The organism is Trichlorobacter ammonificans, assembly GCF_933509905.1.
Taxonomy (GTDB): domain Bacteria; phylum Desulfobacterota; class Desulfuromonadia; order Geobacterales; family Pseudopelobacteraceae; genus Trichlorobacter; species Trichlorobacter ammonificans.
The window spans coordinates 183,711-200,662 of the sequence record NZ_OW150024.1; the positions used below are offsets into that span (position 1 = coordinate 183,711).

Annotated in this window: 16 protein-coding genes, 1 tRNA gene and 1 riboswitch; of the genes, 12 read left to right on the forward strand and 5 right to left on the reverse strand. The window is 63.4% G+C overall.

Annotation, left to right across the window (positions count from 1 at the left end; translation table 11 throughout):
- The first annotated feature begins 102 nt into the window (after positions 1 to 102).
- Positions 103 to 1,095, forward strand: coding sequence for an ADP-glyceromanno-heptose 6-epimerase (gene rfaD, locus RAK07_RS00670; protein ID WP_305730936.1), 993 nt, complete (start codon positions 103 to 105; stop codon positions 1,093 to 1,095).
- Positions 1,096 to 1,098: 3 nt separating this feature from the next.
- On the opposite strand, the gene RAK07_RS00675 is transcribed toward rfaD, so the two are convergent.
- Both RAK07_RS00675 and RAK07_RS00680 read right to left on the reverse strand, forming a co-directional pair.
- Positions 1,099 to 2,475: a sigma-54-dependent transcriptional regulator gene (locus RAK07_RS00675; RefSeq protein WP_305730937.1), complete on the reverse strand. Its 1,377-nt coding sequence runs from the start codon at positions 2,473 to 2,475 to the stop codon at positions 1,099 to 1,101.
- Entirely contained in the window at positions 2,472 to 3,893 is a 1,422-nt protein-coding gene (locus RAK07_RS00680) for a sensor histidine kinase (protein WP_305730938.1), read from the reverse strand. The genes RAK07_RS00675 and RAK07_RS00680 overlap by 4 nt, the downstream gene beginning before the upstream one ends.
- 133 nt (positions 3,894 to 4,026) lie before the next feature.
- On the opposite strand from RAK07_RS00680, the gene RAK07_RS00685 reads away from it, so the two are divergent.
- Positions 4,027 to 5,301, forward strand: coding sequence for a BamA/TamA family outer membrane protein (locus tag RAK07_RS00685; RefSeq protein ID WP_305730939.1), 1,275 nt, complete (start codon positions 4,027 to 4,029; stop codon positions 5,299 to 5,301).
- A 161-nt stretch (positions 5,302 to 5,462) separates the two neighbouring features.
- On the opposite strand, the gene RAK07_RS00690 is transcribed toward RAK07_RS00685, so the two are convergent.
- Positions 5,463 to 7,235, reverse strand: a complete 1,773-nt coding sequence (locus RAK07_RS00690; RefSeq protein ID WP_305730940.1) for an ABC transporter ATP-binding protein — start codon at positions 7,233 to 7,235, stop codon at positions 5,463 to 5,465.
- 209 nt (positions 7,236 to 7,444) lie between these two features.
- Here RAK07_RS00690 and mobB point away from each other — a divergent pair, with 209 nt between their 5' ends.
- The 8 genes from mobB to RAK07_RS00730 all read left to right on the forward strand — a co-directional run bounded on the left by mobB (position 7,445) and on the right by RAK07_RS00730 (position 12,462).
- On the forward strand, positions 7,445 to 7,981 hold the full coding sequence (gene mobB / locus RAK07_RS00695) for a molybdopterin-guanine dinucleotide biosynthesis protein B (RefSeq protein WP_305730941.1): 537 nt from the start codon (positions 7,445 to 7,447) through the stop codon (positions 7,979 to 7,981).
- Between the two features lie 27 nt (positions 7,982 to 8,008).
- Positions 8,009 to 8,107, forward strand: a tRNA-Sec gene (locus RAK07_RS00700).
- Between the two features lie 58 nt (positions 8,108 to 8,165).
- On the forward strand, positions 8,166 to 8,447 hold the full coding sequence (locus RAK07_RS00705; protein WP_305730942.1) for a hypothetical protein: 282 nt from the start codon (positions 8,166 to 8,168) through the stop codon (positions 8,445 to 8,447).
- A 74-nt stretch (positions 8,448 to 8,521) separates the two neighbouring features.
- A riboswitch (cobalamin riboswitch) is annotated at positions 8,522 to 8,717 on the forward strand.
- 301 nt (positions 8,718 to 9,018) lie between these two features.
- Positions 9,019 to 9,831: a transporter gene (locus RAK07_RS00710; RefSeq protein ID WP_305730943.1), complete on the forward strand. Its 813-nt coding sequence runs from the start codon at positions 9,019 to 9,021 to the stop codon at positions 9,829 to 9,831.
- 39 nt (positions 9,832 to 9,870) lie between these two features.
- Positions 9,871 to 10,548: an energy-coupling factor ABC transporter permease gene (locus RAK07_RS00715; RefSeq protein ID WP_305730944.1), complete on the forward strand. Its 678-nt coding sequence runs from the start codon at positions 9,871 to 9,873 to the stop codon at positions 10,546 to 10,548.
- Complete coding sequence (locus RAK07_RS00720; RefSeq protein WP_305730945.1) at positions 10,545 to 10,874, forward strand: energy-coupling factor ABC transporter substrate-binding protein; 330 nt, start codon at positions 10,545 to 10,547, stop codon at positions 10,872 to 10,874. The genes RAK07_RS00715 and RAK07_RS00720 overlap by 4 nt, the downstream gene beginning before the upstream one ends.
- Positions 10,871 to 11,617, forward strand: coding sequence for a cobalt ECF transporter T component CbiQ (gene cbiQ / locus RAK07_RS00725; protein ID WP_305730946.1), 747 nt, complete (start codon positions 10,871 to 10,873; stop codon positions 11,615 to 11,617). Before RAK07_RS00720 ends, cbiQ begins: the two co-directional genes overlap by 4 nt.
- Positions 11,614 to 12,462 (forward strand): energy-coupling factor ABC transporter ATP-binding protein, encoded by an 849-nt coding sequence (locus RAK07_RS00730; RefSeq protein ID WP_305730947.1) that lies wholly within the window; start codon positions 11,614 to 11,616, stop codon positions 12,460 to 12,462. Before cbiQ ends, RAK07_RS00730 begins: the two co-directional genes overlap by 4 nt.
- Here the strand turns inward: RAK07_RS00730 and RAK07_RS00735 are convergent.
- On the reverse strand, positions 12,452 to 13,807 hold the full coding sequence (locus RAK07_RS00735; protein WP_305730948.1) for an MATE family efflux transporter: 1,356 nt from the start codon (positions 13,805 to 13,807) through the stop codon (positions 12,452 to 12,454). The two genes, RAK07_RS00730 and RAK07_RS00735, sit on opposite strands and share 11 nt — an antisense overlap.
- 294 nt (positions 13,808 to 14,101) lie before the next feature.
- Between RAK07_RS00735 and RAK07_RS00740 the strand changes: the two genes are divergently transcribed.
- Together RAK07_RS00740 and RAK07_RS00745 are read left to right on the forward strand one after the other, a co-directional pair.
- Positions 14,102 to 14,437: a hypothetical protein gene (locus tag RAK07_RS00740; protein ID WP_305730949.1), complete on the forward strand. Its 336-nt coding sequence runs from the start codon at positions 14,102 to 14,104 to the stop codon at positions 14,435 to 14,437.
- A gap of 242 nt (positions 14,438 to 14,679) precedes the next feature.
- On the forward strand, positions 14,680 to 15,822 hold the full coding sequence (locus RAK07_RS00745; protein WP_305730950.1) for an exo-beta-N-acetylmuramidase NamZ family protein: 1,143 nt from the start codon (positions 14,680 to 14,682) through the stop codon (positions 15,820 to 15,822).
- A gap of 153 nt (positions 15,823 to 15,975) precedes the next feature.
- Here the strand turns inward: RAK07_RS00745 and RAK07_RS00750 are convergent, their stop codons facing one another.
- A complete protein-coding gene (locus tag RAK07_RS00750) occupies positions 15,976 to 16,944 on the reverse strand; it encodes a CapA family protein (RefSeq protein ID WP_305730951.1) in 969 nt (322 codons plus the stop codon).
- Positions 16,945 to 16,952 lie beyond the last annotated feature (8 nt).

Sequence of the window (16,952 nt, forward strand, 5' to 3'; positions counted from 1 at the left end):
GTAGCGCTGCTACGCCGCACAAGGGGGTTTCCGTGGGTGCGACGATCTGGCTGTTTTTGAGCAACCTCAGGTTTCAACCGTCTGCGAAAAGGAGAAAAACTCATGATCATCGTTACCGGTGGCGCCGGCCTGATCGGCAGCGCCGTGGTGCACGGTCTGAACCGGCGCGGCTGCGAGAATATCCTGGTGGTGGACCACCTGGGGATGACGGAGAAGTGGCGCAATCTGGTGCCGCTGAAATTCAGGGATTATCTGGAAAAGGATGCCTTCGAGACGCTGCTGGACAACGGCGGGCTGCCGGCCCGGCTGGGGGCGCCGCTGGAGGCGGTGATTCACCTGGGGGCCTGCTCCGCCACCACGGAGCGGGACGCCACCTACCTGATCAGGAACAACTTCGAGTATTCCCGCAAACTGGCCCTCGTTGCCCGGGAACAGGGGGCCCGCTTCATCTACGCTTCCAGCGCCGCCACCTACGGCAATGGCGAGCTGGGTTTTTCCGACGATGAGACAAAGCTTGCCTCGCTGCGTCCCATGAACATGTACGGCTACTCAAAGCAGCTGTTCGATCTCTGGCTGCAGCGGGAGGGGATGCTGGGCAGTGTGGTGGGCCTGAAGTACTACAATGTCTTCGGTCCCAACGAGCGGCACAAGGGGGAGATGCGCTCCCTGGTGCAGAAGGCGTTCGAGCAGATCAGCGCCACCGGCGCCTTGAAGCTGTTCAAGTCCCACCGGCCTGACTACGCCGACGGCGAGCAGGTGCGGGATTTCGTCTACGTGAAGGATGCGGCGGCCATGACCCTGCATTTCCTGGACAACCGGGAGGCGGGGGGGATCTTCAATGTCGGCGGCGGCTCCGCCGCCAGTTGGAACCGGCTGGGGGCCGCGGTGTTTGCCGCCATGGAGCTGCCCAGCCGCATCGAGTACATCGACATGCCCCCGGAGATCCGGGATACCTACCAGTACCGTACCTGCGCGGAAACCGGCAAGATCCGCGCCACCGGCTACACTGCCGACCTCTGGTCCCTGGAGGCTGCGGTGTCGGATTACATCAGGAATTACCTGATTCCGAACCGGCACCTGGGGGATGAGGGGTAGGGGTCAGCGTCCCCGGCGTTCCGGCTTTTCGATGCCGTACTTGTCCAGACGGTACTGCAGGGTCTTGTAGGACAGTCCCAGGATCGGCGCCGCCTTGCCGATGACCCAGTCGGCCCGCTCCATCGCCTTCATGATCAGCGCCTTTTCCATCTCCTCGAACTTGATCCCCTCCGGCGGCAGCTCAAACGGCACCATGCCGCAGTGAGTGGCGGCGGTGATCTCCGCCGGCAGGTCGTCGGGCTGGATGATGTTCCCCTCCGCCATCAGTACGGAACGCTCGATGACCGATTCCAGCTGGCGGACGTTGCCGGGCCAGGTGTAGTTCATCAAAAGCCGCAGGGCCGGCTTGGCGATTCCTTCCACCGCAATACCGGTGGCCTCCCGGTACTTGGCGATGAAGTAGTCGGCCAGGGTGGCGATATCGCTGCCCCGCTCCCGCAGGGGCGGCAGGTTGATCCTGATCACGTTCAGGCGGTAAAACAGGTCCTCCCGGAAGGTCCCCTTGCGGATCTCCTGCTCCAGGTCGCGGTTGGTGGCGGAGATGATCCGTACATCCAGCGCCAGGTTGACTTTCCCCCCCACCCGGCGGATTTCCTTCTCCTGAATGGCCCGCAGCAGCTTGGCCTGCATGGCGGTGTTCATTTCGCCGATCTCGTCCAGGAAGACCGTGCCGCCGTTGGCTGCCTCCAGGATGCCGATTTCGCGGGCATTGGCGCCGGTGAAACTGCCCCGCTCGTGGCCGAACAGCTCGCTTTCGATCAGGGTTTCGGGGATGGCGGCGCAGTTGATCGCCATGAACGGCTGTGCCGTTCGCGGCGAGCGGTCGTGGACCGCCCGGGCAACCAGCTCCTTGCCGGTGCCCGACTCGCCGTAGATCAGCACCGTGGAACTGGTGGCGGCGATCTTGGTGATGATCCGGTAGACCTCTTTCATTTTGGGGTGGTCGCCGATGATGGAGGGAATCCGCTCGATTTCCGCCACCTTCTTCTGCAGTACCTTGTTTTCGCGCACCAAGGATATGCGTTCGAAAGCACGCTTGATCGTGAGCAGCAGGTTTTCCCGCTCCAGCGGCTTTTCCAGGTAGTCGAAGGCTCCCCGTTTCATGGCCCCCACCGCACTGTCCACCGAACCGTGGGCGGTCATCATGATCACGCACTGGCCGGGATCGTCAGCCATGACCTGCTCCAGCAGATCGAGGCCGCTCATCCCCTGCATCTTCAGGTCGGTCAGAATCAGATCGAAGGCCCGTTTGTCCAGCAGCTTCAGGGCCGCCTGCACGCCGGAGGCGTCGGCGGTATCGTACCCCTCGGCCCGCAGGATCATGGTCAGGATCTCCCGCTGTCCCTTTTCGTCGTCCACGATCAGGATGCTTCCCTTCATGCGTTCTCCTCTCCGCAGGGCAGGCGCACGGTGAAGGTGGTTCCCTCGCCGCTGCTGGCTACCGCAATCTCGCCGCCATGTTCCCTGATGATCCGTTCGGTGATGGCCAGTCCCAGGCCGATCCCCACCTCCTTGGTGGTGAAGTAGGGCTGGAAGATCTTGTCCAGGTCCTCCGGCGGGATGCCGGCCCCCCGGTCGCGGAAGCTGAGCAGTACCCAGCCGCTTTTTTCCGGGTCAAGGGTGGCGCCCAGCACGATCTCGCCGCCGTCCGGCATGGCTTGTGCGGCGTTGGTGATGAAGTTGGTGATGGCGTTGCGCATCAGCTCCGGATCGAGCAGCAGCGGCGGCAGCTTGTCGGCCACCTGCCGGACGATGGATACCCGTTGCTCGGCCAGCCGGTCAGCCAAGGTGGGCAGCGTGCGTTCCAGCAGTTCTTCGTAGGTGATGATCCCCCGGCGCAGCTTCAGGGGGCGGCCGTAGTTCATGAAGTTGAGCACCATGTAGTTGGCCCGGCGCACTTCGTCACGGATCTTGTCGGCCAGGTCGCTCACCTGCGCTGCCCGGCCGGGGCACTGCACCAGCAGTTCGTTCTTCAGGTGGTCGATGGCCAGGCTGATGTAGTTGAGCGGGTTGCGGATCTCGTGGGCGATGCCGGCGGCCAGTTGTCCCACCCGTGAAAGATGTTCCGCTTCGTAGAGCCGTTTTTCCAGGGCTTCCCGCTCCCGCAGCTTCTCCACCATTTCGTTGAAGGCCTGGGCCAGTTCGCCGATTTCGTCGCAGCTTTCCACCGGGATGGTCACCGAGAGATCGCCGGCCGACACCTTCTTGAAATCTTCGGCCAGGCGGTGGATCGGGTCGGTGTAGCGGCGGGCCAGATAGATGGTGAAGGCGATGCCCACGGTAAAGACCATGGCGGTGGCTGCCAGGCGCTTGATGAAGTTGGCGTGCTGGATGTTGCGGATGTTGTCCAGCAGCATGTTGACCTGCACGTAGCCCAGGTGCTCGTCGCCGACGATGACCGGCACCACCACGTCGTAGGGTTTCTGGGAGAGGATCGAGGCCTCCCCCAGGCGGTTCGTCGCTGCCCGTACCCCTTTTTCGAGCTTTTTCAGATCCTTTTGCTTGCCGATCTTCTCCGGGTTGGTGGAGTCGATGATCTCCCCTTCGCTGTTGATGATGTTGATCTCGTTGATCCCTTTCTGGCGGGCACTGTCAAGAAATTCGGCGAGACGGGAGGTTTCGGCTTCGGAGGTCAGGTCGGCGATGCTGAGCTGCACCGCCTTGGATATCTCCTGGGAACTGTCCTGGATTTCCTGCACCAGGTCATTCTGGGCGTACTGGTTGAGGGTGAAGAGGGTAATGATCGCAATCACCAGCAGGGAGAGCATGATCAGAATCAGTTTGGCGTTCAGCTTCATGACGGGGCTCCGAACAGCGTCAAAATATCGCCAGAGTAGCAGTAAAGCGGTGGCCGTGCAAGAAATCCGCTCCAGCACGGCAGGGCGTGAAAGCGTTGACAGGGCAGGCGCAAAGCGTGTACAACACCACCCCATGTTGCGTTCAAAAATCAGATATTTCAGCTTGATTGCCGTAGTGGTACCGTTGTGTCTCGCGCTTGCCGGCTGCACCTCCCTGGTGCCCCGGGAGCGGCTCCCCCTGATCAGTGGAGAAGCCTGCGGCGAACAGGTGAAGGTGGTCACCGTGCCGTTGCCGGTGATCGCTTCCTCCCCCAACGAGGGGATCACCGCAGGGGCGCTGGGTGCCTTCCTGATCCACGACCGCAACAACGAGATTTATTCCCTGTTGGCACCCCAGATCAACCACAACCGTAATTTCGGTGTCACCGCCAGTTTGTACGGCGCCGTCAACCCCAGCAGGGACCACAGCCTGGAGTTCAACATCGCCCAATCCCAGAAGGTTAACTACGATTACGAGGCGAAATACCGCGACACCAGCCTGCAGGGGGGCGATCTTGAGTTGAACGCCTTTGTCGGCTGGTTCGCCGACGGGTCATCCCGGTTTTACGGTTTCCAGGCCCGTACCCCGGTCTCCCAGGAAACCAACTATACCAACCGTGAATTCGTCTACAATATTTCCGCCACCTGGTTCCTGGGGCGCCATTACTATCTTGAGCTGGGACACCGCTTCAGGAATGTCTCCATTCACGGCGGCGCCGTCAAAAACGTGCCGTTCATCAGGGACCGGTTCAGCAACGCCGAGGTGCCCGGTCTTGACGGCTTCACTACCCATGCTCCCCGAATCTCGCTGATCTACAGCACCCTCGACAGCCGTCCCCTGGCCACGTTCGGCGGTTACGCCCGGATCACCTTCGAGCCCACCATCAAGGCGCTGGGCGGTACGGCCGACTACCGCCACTACGAAGTGGAGGCCAAGGGGTACATCCCCAAGGGGGAGGACAAGCGGTTCATCTCGGTCTTCCGGATCATGTACAACCAGACCCTGGGCGATACCGACTCGACAAAGGTACCGTTCCTGGAACAAAGCATCCTGGGGGGAGAGACCACCCTGCGCGGCTATGGCCGCAACCGCTTCATCGACAACAGTTTTCTGCTGCTCAACCTGGAGGAGCGGATCAGGCTGTTTCGCTGGGAGATCTTCAACGTGGTGGCTGACTGGGAAATCGCCCCCTTCGTCGATCTGGGAGCGGTGATGGAGAGCTTCGACAAGGCAACGTCGAAGAACTTCGAATTCAACCCGGGCGTCGGTTTCCGCGCCACGGTCCGTCCCAACATCGTGGGGCGAGTAGACCTGGGGATCGGCAGGGATGGGCCGGCGATATACGTTGGGCTGGGCTATCCCTTTTAATCGAACGACCGTGGAGAAACCAGACATCTGAACTGCACGGGCATGCGGATTTGCGCGGATGCGGCGGATATACGCGGATTTTGAACCTTTTTTAAATCGTCTGTTTTGGGTTTATCCGTGAACATCCGCTTAAATCCGGCCTTTTCCACGTGCTGTCGCCGTTAACGTTTTTCCGCGCCTGCGCTCCCGCCTCCCGTTCCCTGCCGTTTGGCCAGTTCGGTGTAGCGTCCCCCCAGCTGCAGCAGTTCCGCCGGTGTTCCCTGTTCCACGATCCGTCCGTCGTCCAGCACCAGTACCCGGTGGCAGTCCCGGAAGGCTGAGAGCCGGTGGGAGACCATCAGCACGGTTTTGCCCCCCCAGGCGGCGGAGAGGGCGGTGAGAATTTCATCCTCGTGTCCCGCATCCACCGCAGCCAGGGGATCATCCAGCAGCAGCAGCGACGGGTTGCGCATCAGGGCCCGGGCCAGGGCCACCCGCTGCCGCTGGCCGCCGGACAGGGTTACCCCCCGCTCCCCGACCAGGGTATCCAGGCCCTGGGTAAAGCCTTGCAGGTCCGAGGAGAGTCCGGCCAGTTCGGCAGCTTTTGGGCAGTCCCCGTCACCGCCGTAGGCGATATTCTCGGCAATAGTCCGCGAAAAAAGGGTGGCTTCCTGGGGCAGGTAGCCGATCAGGCTGCGCAGGTCTCCCAGGTGCAGCTGATTGATATCCGTTCCATCCAGGAAGATCATACCGTCGCTGGCCGGCAGCAGGCGGGGAATCAGTTGCAGCAGGGTTGATTTGCCGCTTCCCACCGTACCGGTGATGCCGATCCGCTCGCCCGCTGCCACGGTGAAGGAGATGTCCCGCAGGACCGGCCGTTCGCCGTAGGCGAAGCAGAGGTTTCTGAAGGCAACCTCCTCCTTGATGCTGCTGATCCGTTGTGCTGCGGCATGTTCCCGTACCGCGGAACGGGCGGCCAGCAGTTCGTTGATCCGGGCCATGGAAGCTCCGCCCCGCTGGAACAGGGTGAGAATCCAGCCCAGCACCATGGTGGGCCAGACCAGCAGGGCCAGGTAGCCGGAAAACGCGACAAAATCGCCGAGGGTCATGGCCTGACGGATGACCAGGTGCCCTCCCAGGTAGAGGACCGCCAGGATTCCCGCGCCGGTGGCCAGGGCGATGACCGGAATGATGAACCCCCGCAGCCGGGCCAGGCTCAGGTTCCGCTCCAGGCAGCGGTTCGCCGCCACCCGGAACTGTTCCCCGAAACGGGTTTCCCGGCAGTAACTCTTGATCAGCAGCGCCGCTGAAAATGCTTCTTCGGCATGATTGGAGACCCTGGCCAGTTCCTCCTGGGTTTCCCGGGAGAGCGTGAATATCCTCCCGCTTACCGCCTGGACGGTCAGCACCATCAGCGGCAACGGCGCCAGGGCTGCCAGGGTGAGCAGGGGATTGATCCGTACCATCAGCCACACGGCGGAACCGTAGAGGATCACCGTGTTCATCAGGCTCATGATCCCGAAGCCGGTGAGCATCCGGACATTGGTCAGGTCGTTGGAGAAGCGGGAGAGCAGGTCGCCGGTCCGCTCGCGGAAGAAGAAGGTCTGGTCCAGCTCCAGCAGCCGGGCGAAGAGCGCTTCCCGTACCCGGAATTCGATCAGGCGGGCACCGTGCAGAATAACTGTGCGGGAGAAGATGCGCACCAGGCAATAGGCACCGGCCAAAAGCGCAATCAGCAGGGCGTAGCGGTTGGCGGAGGGGGCGGCGGCAACGGGATGGCTCAATTGCTCCACCGCCCGTTTGAGCAGCCAGGGAACCAGCAGGGCCGCAGCGTTGGTTGCCAGCAGCAACAGGGCACCCAGGGCGTACCGCCCTTTGAGACCCTCGAAGAACGGCAGCAGATGGGCCAGCAGGCTGAGCGTTGATGTCGGTGCCGTTGTGGTCTGCTTGTCCATGGTTCTCCCTGCATTCCTGTCAATGCCGTGGCGCACGGAGCGCCGCAGCCGGAATCCGATTATCGGGCATTGTGCGGCGATGCACCAGAAGAAATTCACGAGCCCGTTCCGGCGGCCACGGTGCGGGGGCACGTTACCTGCTGGACGAAACGGCCGGTTATCTGGCACAATGGCCGGGTCGCCATCCGACCTCCGGGAGTACCGTTGTGATGAACCGTTCCGCCCTCTCCGCTTCGCTGCCGCCTGCCGTTTCCTTTGTGGCCCGCTCCGGCACCGGCAAGACCACCCTGCTGGAAAAGGTGGTTGCCGAACTGAAAGCGCGGGGCTGGCGGCTTGGGGCCATCAAGCACGACGCCCACCGTTTCGAGATCGACCATCCCGGCAAGGACAGTCACCGGTTGACCGCCGCCGGGGCCGACGTGATGCTGATCTCGTCGCCGGACAAACTGGCCATGGTGCGGCAGCACCGGGAATCTCCCGCTGTGGAGGAGTTGATCGCCACCTATTTCGCGGATGTGGACCTGGTGCTGACCGAGGGGTTCAAGGGGAGCAGCCTGCCGAAGATCGAGGTGCACCGGGCAGGCCACGGCAGTACCCTGCTTTGCCGGGATGAACGCCATGACCCCACCCTGGTGGCGGTGGCCAGCGACGAGCCGCTGGAGCTGGATGTGCCGGTGCTGGACCTGAACGATCCGGCGGCGGTGGCAGGATTTGTCGAGCAGCATTTTCTTGTGAGCCGGACGTAGCGGTCCCGGCTCTGCCTGGTATACTGAGGAAGCACGTCGGTCGCTGGTGGGCCGCCCGGTCTTCAAAACCGGTGGGGTGGGATGGGAAATCTCCCCGGCAGGTTCGATTCCTGTGTGCTTCCGCCATATTCCACCTTCATGCCGCTCGTTGCGGGATGAGGGGTACCGGGGACGGGAGGATGCCATGAAAAGCTTTGATGACAAGAGTTTCGTCATTGGAATACTGGCAACGCTGTTGCTGGTGGTGGTTGCGGGGGCGGCCCACGATGTCTTCTCGCCCCAGGAAATCGGCCGTCTCAGGCAGCTGGCTTCCTATCTGCAGGATGACGGCAGCCTGAACCTGGGCAACAGGAAGATCATCATGCTGGGATCGTCCATCTACGATGACGGCTCCCAGGGGGGCGGCCTGCAGATTCACGGCGGCGCGGGACGGATACAGACCTTCGGTCAGGTGCTGCAGCGTTGAACCGTTTAGTAACTTCTTGACATGCCTGGGCAGTTCCGCTAGGTACACACAAACATATTCGCATGCTCCTGTGCGAAGCTTCATACGGATCACGGTGCCCGCAAGGGTGAAAAGGGAAGAGGGGTGTAGTTCCGCAAGGCAACGAGTCCCCCGCGGACCCGCCGCTGTAAGCGAGGACAAAGGGCAAGGATGTCACTGGTCGCAAGATCGGGAAGACTGCCCGGAGGATGAATCGCAAGCCAGAAGACCTGCCTGATCCCGGCACGCACCAGTCCCGACGGTAAAGGGAGCGTGAAACCAGCAGCAGACGTTGAATACGGAACGTCCGCATGATGCCCCGGCGTCAGCGGACGTTTTTTCATTGCAGCGCCGGCAGCCTGCTGGAAGCAGGCCAGAGCGGTCATCAGAGGCCGGACACCAAGGAAGAGGCGTGCAATGCTCCCGCAGCCTTGAAGGGAACGAACGCCCAATGAGTGCCACTGTCGTGGAATGCCCTGATGGGAAGGCGGGCACGTAGGTGGCCCGCAGCCGGCAGAGTTGTCCGGGCCGCTAACCCGAGGGAGCACCGAGTGTGAAGCGAAGCGTAAGTGTAGTGGCACTATGCCTGTTGTTGTCGGCTGCAACCGCCTTTGCCGGTCCGCCGCATGCTGCCGACGACGCCGTCACCGACGACGCCGTCACCGTTGCCGTCGGCAGCATCGAGGTGGAGTTGAACGGCTCCTATGCTTACAGCGACAGGACCAACGACGGCGTCAACACGCAACAACACCTTTTCGACGGCTCAGTGAAGATCATCACCGGTCTCTACAAGGACTGGGCCATCTCTCTGGAAGTTCCCTATACCTTCAGTGAGCGGGTACGGAAAGCCGAGCAGCTGGATAGCGATATTGAGGGTTTTGGCGACATGACCCTGGAAGTTAAATGGGCCTTTGCCGAACTGGCCGGCATCAAATTCGCCATCAAGCCGACCGTGATCATCCCCACCGGCAGATACAGCGCCGGCCTGTCGGAAGGGCGCTGGCAGCCGGGTGTCGTCCTGATCGCCACCAGGGAGTTCGAGGGCGGCACGTACGCGCTGCATGCCAACCTCGGCTATGAGCACCACAGCTACCGTACCGGTGGCGCCCAGGCCGAGAACCGCAGCGGCCTGCTGTCCGGCTCCATCGCCGGTGAGGCGGTACTGCTGAAGGGGTTGTTCATCACGGCTGACTTCGGTCTCTCCACCAACCAGGACAAGACGTCGAACGTGGTGCCGGTCTACGCGATGACCGGGGCTAGTTACGAGATCAACAAACATCTCGACGCCAATGTCGGCATCAAGGTGGGGCTGACCCGTGCGGAAGACGACGTCACCGCTCTCTACGGACTGGTGCTGAAGTTCTAGGTAGCCGTCCAACCCCTGTGACACCAAGGAGAAACGATTATGCATATCATGGAAGGATTTTTGCCGGTCAAGCATGCGGTGGGGTGGAGCGTCGCTTCTGCCCCCTTCGTGGCCTACGGACTGTACAGCATCAACAAGCGGATCAGAGAGAACCCGGAGCAGCGGATGCTGCTGGGGGTGGCCACCGCCTTTACCTTTGTGCTGTCGGCCCTGAAGCTGCCGTCGGTCACCGGCAGCTGCTCCCACCCCACCGGCACCGGCCTGGGGGCGGTGTTGTTCGGGCCGGCAGCCATGGCGCCCATCGGCGGCGTGGTGCTGCTGTTTCAGGCGCTGCTGCTGGCCCATGGCGGCCTGACCACCCTGGGGGCCAACATCTTCTCCATGGGTATTGTGGGGCCCTTTGCCGCCTTTGCCATCTACCGCCTGGCCAGGGCGGCCCGCCTCCCCTTCGGCGTGGGCATCTTTCTGGCAGCGGCCCTGGGGGACCTCCTGACCTACGTCACCACCTCGGCGCAACTGGCCCTGGCCTTCCCCGATCCGGCAGGGGGCTTTGCCGCCTCATTCGCCAAATTTTCCGGCATCTTCGCCGTGACCCAGCTCCCGCTTGCCGTCAGCGAGGGACTAGTGACCGTGGTGGTCTTCAATGCCCTGGTCCGCTTTAATTCACGGGAGTTGCAGGACTTGAAGGTCGTTTCCCGCCAGGAGGTGCAGGCATGAAACGGTTGCAGAATCTCATATTGCTGACCCTGGTGGCTATCCTGGTCGTTATCCCGCTGGTGATGATCAAAAAGCCCGAACCGGGACCGGACGGCAAGGAAGTGAAAATCTTTGCCGGAGCCGATGACCAGGCAAGAGACGCCATCGGCACCATAAACCCGGCGTACCAGCCCTGGATGGAATCACTCATGGAGCCCCCCAGCGGCGAAGTAGCCTCCCTGCTGTTCGCGTTCCAGGCGGCCCTGGGGGCGGGCTTTATCGGCTACTGGTACGGCAGTTCCTCAACCCGCGCCAAGCTGCGGCGGGAGCAGGAAAAGCAGGCATGATGCTGCTGGAACAGTATGCCGCCGCCAACCGCTGGCGGCGGGTGACGCCGGCGGCCAAGGGGCTGTTCACCCTGTGCGGGTTCGTGGCCGTATTCAGCGCGTCCCGTCCCGCCGTGGCCGCCGGTCTGGCCCTGGTGCTGGCGGCGGTTACCCTGCTGGGGGCCGGCGTTCCGCTGACGGGCTACCTGCGGGTGGCGGCCCCGGCCCTGTTCTTGCTCGTCGCCAGCGCCCTGCCCCTGCTTTTCTCCCTGTCCCTGTCCGGTCCGGAGGGGCTGTCCCTGCGCCCGGTGCCGACGGAGGCGGGCCGGGTGGCCCTGGTCTGTACCCGTTCCCTGGGAGGGCTGGCAGCCTTGCTCTTCCTGGGGTTCACCACGCCGATGAACGACACCATCGCCCTGCTGCGTCGTCTGAAGGCCCCGGAGGTGCTGCTGGACCTGATGACCCTCTGCTACCGCATGCTGTTCGTACTGTCAGAAGCGCTACATGACATCCGTACGGCCCAAACGGCCCGCCTCGGCTACGCTACGAACCGACTGGCCCTGCGCTCCCTCGGCAGCCTGGCAGCCAACCTCACGGTGCAGGTCTGGCAGCGTTCCCATGCCCTGCACCAGGCGGCCCAGGCCCGTGCCAACGATGGTCCCCTGTGCTTTCTGGAGCCGGACTACTCCTCCAAGACCGCCGGGCTGGCTGTTGCGGTCCTGGCGGGGGGCTCTCTGATTCTGGTGTCGGTGGTCGCTGCGTGAGGTGCGGCAGGGACGAAATCCTGGAACTGCGGCAGGTGGGTTTTCGCTACCCGGACGGCAGCGTAGGGCTGGACGACTGTTCCCTGGTCATCCGGCGGGGCAGCCGCACCGTGCTGCTGGGGCCCAACGGTGCCGGCAAGACCACCCTGTTCCTGCACTGTAACGGTATTCTGCGACCGGAGAGCGGCCGGGTGCTGTTTGAAGGCCGTCCCCTGGACTATGGTCGGCAGGGATTGCGGGAGTTGCGCTCCCGGGTGGGGCTGGTGTTCCAGAATCCGGACAGCCAGCTTTTTTCCGCCAGCGTGCGGGAGGATGTCTCCTTCGGCCCCATGAACCTGGGGTTGGGGCGGCATGAAGTGCGGGAGCGGCTGGAACGGGCCCTGGAGGCGGTGGGGATGGCCGACTGCGCCGACAAGCCGGTGCACTCCTTAAGCCACGGCCAGAAGAAGCGGGTCTCCATCGCCGGAGTACTGGCGATGCAGCCGCAGGTGCTGATCCTCGACGAGCCCACTGCCGGACTTGACTTCAGGATGCAACAGGAACTCCTTGGGGTGCTGCAGCAGTTGCATGGGCAGGGGATCACCATTGTCATGGCAACCCACGATCTGGACTTGGCCTACGCCTGGGCCGACGACGTCTGTCTGATGGTCGGCGGCCGGCCGGCAGCGCGGTTTGCGGCCGACCAGTTCCCGCAACAGGCCGGACTGCTGGAGCGGCACGGCTTGGGCGTCCCCCGGGCGGCCCTGCTCCATCCCCTGCTGGTGGCCCGGGGGGCTTTATCGGCCAACGGGGCCCCACCCCGCTCCTGCGCCGAGCTGGCACGGCTGTTGGCGGCTACAGACTGACGCCGTGCAGGTCGCGGCGGTGGTAGCGCCAGCCGAAGGCCAGGGCACGCACGTACCAGTCCACCAGAAAGACCCCCCAGACCCAGTACAGCGACAGCTGCAGCCAGGATGAGACGATCCAGGCCAACAGAACCCGTACCCCCCACATGGTCAGCATCGTCACCAGAAAGACGTAGAAGGTATCCCCGGCCCCCCGCAGGGAGCCGGCATAGACGAAGGAAAGCGCCAGCGGCACTTGGGCGAAGGCCACCAGTCGCAGGAACACGGAGCCCTGGCGGATGACTTCGGGATCGGCGGTGAAGAGGCTCACCAGGTGGTGCGGAATGGCCAGGAAGAGCAGGGCCATGCTGCCCATCACCACCAGGGCCAGCTTCATCGCCTCGCCGTGACCGGCCCGGGCGCGGCGGTATTTTTTCGCCCCCAGCGACTGTCCCATCAGGGTTGCCGCCGCAATCCCCATGCCGGCCCCCGGCATGAAGGAGAGGGATTCGATGGAAAGCCCGATCTGGTGGGCAGCGTAGGCGGTGGTGCCATAGGCGATGATGAAGCCGGAGTAGAACAGTTGGCCGCTCTGCTGGGCCACCCGCTCCAGGGCCACCGGCCAGCCCACCCGCCAGATCCTGCCGAACAGTGCTGCCTGCGGACGCAGCAACCCCAGGTAGCGGTGCCGGAATGCCTGGATGAGCAGATAGCAGCAGCCGATAGCTTCCGACAGGTTGATGGCGATGGCTGCCCCCTTGACCCCCAGGGGGGGCAGGCCTAGTTTGCCGTAGATCAGCGGCCAGGCGATCAGGATGTGCAGGATGTTCACCAGCAGGATCCCCTGCATCGGGATGCGGGTCTGGCCGTTGCCGTGCATGATGGCGGAGAGGATGTTGACGCCGGTGGTCCAGAGCAGCCACTGGAACACCAGCCGGATATAGTCCCGTGCCTGCGCCTGCACTTCCGACGTCGCTCCCAGCAGGCGGGCCGCCTCGCCTCCCCAGAGGGTCCCGGCCACGCTACAGATGACGGTGAGTCCCAGGCAGGCCAGGAACGCGGTGACGGCGGCGCGGCGGGCTTCGTCATGGCGTCCGGCGCCGGTCAGGTGGGCAATCACCACCGTGGCGCCGGTGGAAAGCCCCCAGAAAATGGTCATGGTGCAGAACATCAGCAGTTGCCCCAGCCCGGTGGCGGCAATAGCCGATGCCCCCAGTCCGCCGGTCATGAAAATGTCGGCGATTCCCACCAGCCGCTGGAACAGTGATGAGAGCAGCACCGGCAGGGAGAGTTTGAACACGGAGGAGCGGATGGAGACCGGCTTGCTGCGGACAGCGGGGCCTATGGGGAGAAGGCGGCGAAGCATGACCGGACTGTAGCCCCGCTGTCGGGAGGCGTCAACAAAAAGGGTGTCGGCTGTTCCGCAGGTGCCCGCCTCGTCCGCTGGCCGGCGTAGGTGCTTGCGTATAGGGGTAAAGCAGTGTATTACAGAGCACGCTGCATGACCATGGCGGTCTCCGTTGTCCGCCGTAGATTGTGGTGGCGTAATCATCGTATTTTGGTGTACAATAATGCCCTGCCGTGGGCGGGGCCTCCCTTTGACCGGTGGTTTGTCTGCAGGCTATGGAGATGCACACTATTCGTACCAGGAGGATGCAATATGCAACTAGAAGACGTACCGAGCGATATGGAAGTTATCAGTCCCCTTGTGGAGAAGACCCTCTCGAACGGCATGCTCATCGAGGTGTTTCTCGTCAAGCGTCCCCGCCAGTACGAAGCGGCCCTTTTTATCGGCGGGATTCACAAGCCCGGCCCGCCCCTGCCCCGGCCCTTTGACACGCCGACGCCGCAGTTGTACGCCTGGATGGGGGTCCGGCCCAAGGTCGGTTTCTCCCAGGAGGAGTACGATGAGATCATCGGCGCGGTGAACGTGCAGAACAAGCTCCACCACTGCCACTTCATGGACAAATGGGGCCTCAATATCGACGAAGACTGATCACCCCGTTGTTTCCACCAGTCCCCCTCTTCGACGGGCGGGCAACGACTGAACGGTGCCCGCCCCGAATTATCTCCGTCATCGACGGTTCTGCCGATCGTCCTTCAGCGCGATGCGGCAGTCGACTGCGGTCGGCAGCTGACCATTTCCCGTGCGCTCTTCACCTGCTTCCGGTTATTGCGCTTTGTCTGCTCCTCGCTGCCGGTGACGTCCTTGCCGAGGTCATCCCCGGCACCGATCTGTTGGCACGCAGCGGCTTCGGCCTGCTGCAGGGCAAGGCGGTGGGACTGATCACCAACCAGACCGGTCGCAGTCGCGACGGCACCAGCACCATCGATTTGCTGGCCACTGCCCCCGGCCTCCGGCTGGTTGCCCTCTTTTCCCCGGAACACGGCATCCGCGGCGATGCCGATGTGAAGCTTGCCTCTACCACCGACCAGCGTACCGGCCTCCCGATCCATTCCCTGTATGGAGCAAGCTGTCGCCCCACCCCGGCCATGCTGGCCGGCATCGATCTGCTGGTCTTCGACATCCAGGATATCGGCGCCCGCTTCTACACCTACATCGGCACCCTGCACCACGCCCTGCGGGCCGCAAAAGAGCGGAACATCCCCCTGGTGGTGCCGGACCGTCCCAACCCGCTGGGGGGCGTCGTGGTGAAGGGGGCCGTGCCCGATGCCGCCGCCGTTGCCCGCCGCATTGCCGCCGACCGCACCGGCTGCCGCTCGCTCGCCGTTACCCACCCCATTCCCACCCGTCACGGCATGACGGTTGCCGAGCTGGCCCGGATGATCAATGCCGAGGCCGGCATTAACGCCGACCTGCGTATCGTGCCGATGGCGGGCTGGCAGCGGAGCATGACGTGGCAGGATACCGGCCTCGCCTGGATCAATCCATCCCCCAACATGAAGGACCCGGTGGCTGCCCTGCTCTACCCCGCCTTCGGTCCCCTGGAGGCCACCACCCTGGCGGTGGGGCGGGGGACGGACCGGCCTTTCCACCAGTACGGCGCCCCCTGGCTCGATCCGGCGGCGGTGCTGCGCAACCTGCCGGTGCTGCCGGGAATACGCTTCAGCGCCACCAGCTTCACCCCCACGGCCCCGGGGCACCCTCACCGGAACAAACGCTGCAATGGGATCGGCGTGGCGATTAGCGAGCCGGAGGCTGCGAATCTATCGGTGGCAGCGTTGTATCTGGTGCAGGCGATCTACCGGGCCCATCCCGACCAGTTCAAGGTTGCCGAGGGTTTTCACGGCATGGTGGGGGATCGGGAGGTCTGGCGGTTGCTGACGGCTGAGGGTATGCCGCCGGAACAGGTGGCGGCCCGTTGGGGGGAGGGGATCGAGGAGTTCAGGAAACGGCGGGAGCGGTTTTTACTGTATTAGCGGGTTGTGGAAAAACAGCCATCTCGCCGCCGTCCTCGAAACCTACCTTGTGCGGCATAGCGCTGCTACGCCTCCGCGGGGCTTTCTCCGGGTGCGACGATCTGACTGTTTTTGAACAGCCTGGGTATTTCAACAACCTGTTGGGGTCGCGACTTAAAAGTCAATCGTCCAGCGTTCCCCGTTCTTGCGGATAGCAAGGTTGGCGGGCGGCAGCCGGCGCAGCCGATCCAGCAACTCCTCAGCCAATGTTCCCTCCAGCACGGTCGGTTGAAACCCGACATCAGCATGCCGGATGTTCACCGGCACCAGCTCGGCGCTCCGCTGATCACCGTTAAAACGTAGCCGCACCAGCAGCGTGCGGTCGGCGATTTTGCTCTTGTGGGCAAAGGCGAAGTTTCCCAGGCTGTAGAAGATGATCCCCCGCTTGTACCGCTCCACCCCCTGCAGGATATGGGGGTGGTGGCCGATCACGGCATCGGCGCCGGCATCGATCATCATCCGGGCCAGCCGGGGCTGGTATGGGCGCAATCGGCTGCTCCCTTCCTCCCCCCAGTGCACGGTAACGATGACGATATCGGCCAGCCTGCGGGCGGCGCCGATATGCGCTTTTGTCGCCCTCTCCAGCAGCGGTGCGGTACCGAGACGATTTCTGCCGGCCCAGAACTCCTGGGGCAGGGTCAGGGAGTAGCCCAGGATTGCCACCCTGGTGCCCCGTATCTCCGTGATCAGCGGCATGCATGCCGTTGCCAGGTCGCCGCCGGCCCCGACATGGTCGATACCGGCCCGCTGCAGGGCTGCCAGGGTATCGGCCAAGCCGGCGACGCCGTAATCCATGATATGGTTATTGGCCAGGGTAACCACGTTGATGCCGGCTTTCTTCAGGGCGAACGCCGCCTCCGGCCGGGCGCGGAAGCGGAACTTCTTTCCGGTGAACTCGTTTCCCCGTCGGGTAAGCGGCATCTCCAGGTTGGCCAGCGTAAGATCCCCTGCCCGCAACTCCCCGGTGATCTTCTCGAACGGGTGGAAATAGCCGTCAGCAGCCACGGCCCGCTCCCAGCGCCCTCCCAGCATGATATCTCCCACTGCCTGGATGATCACCTCGGCCCGGACGGCTTGGGGCAACACCGGAA

Excerpts from the sequence above, each read along its gene's own strand:
- rfaD (WP_305730936.1), top strand. The coding sequence starts at position 103 with ATGATCATCGTTACCGGTGGCGCCGGCCTGATCGGCAGCGCCGTGGTG.
- RAK07_RS00675 (WP_305730937.1), bottom strand. The coding sequence starts at position 2,475 with ATGAAGGGAAGCATCCTGATCGTGGACGACGAAAAGGGACAGCGGGAG.
- RAK07_RS00680 (WP_305730938.1), bottom strand. The coding sequence starts at position 3,893 with ATGAAGCTGAACGCCAAACTGATTCTGATCATGCTCTCCCTGCTGGTG.
- RAK07_RS00685 (WP_305730939.1), top strand. The coding sequence starts at position 4,027 with ATGTTGCGTTCAAAAATCAGATATTTCAGCTTGATTGCCGTAGTGGTA.
- RAK07_RS00690 (WP_305730940.1), bottom strand. The coding sequence starts at position 7,235 with ATGGACAAGCAGACCACAACGGCACCGACATCAACGCTCAGCCTGCTG.
- mobB (WP_305730941.1), top strand. The coding sequence starts at position 7,445 with ATGAACCGTTCCGCCCTCTCCGCTTCGCTGCCGCCTGCCGTTTCCTTT.
- RAK07_RS00705 (WP_305730942.1), top strand. The coding sequence starts at position 8,166 with ATGAAAAGCTTTGATGACAAGAGTTTCGTCATTGGAATACTGGCAACG.
- RAK07_RS00715 (WP_305730944.1), top strand. The coding sequence starts at position 9,871 with ATGCATATCATGGAAGGATTTTTGCCGGTCAAGCATGCGGTGGGGTGG.
- RAK07_RS00720 (WP_305730945.1), top strand. The coding sequence starts at position 10,545 with ATGAAACGGTTGCAGAATCTCATATTGCTGACCCTGGTGGCTATCCTG.
- cbiQ (WP_305730946.1), top strand. The coding sequence starts at position 10,871 with ATGATGCTGCTGGAACAGTATGCCGCCGCCAACCGCTGGCGGCGGGTG.
- RAK07_RS00735 (WP_305730948.1), bottom strand. The coding sequence starts at position 13,807 with ATGCTTCGCCGCCTTCTCCCCATAGGCCCCGCTGTCCGCAGCAAGCCG.
- RAK07_RS00740 (WP_305730949.1), top strand. The coding sequence starts at position 14,102 with ATGCAACTAGAAGACGTACCGAGCGATATGGAAGTTATCAGTCCCCTT.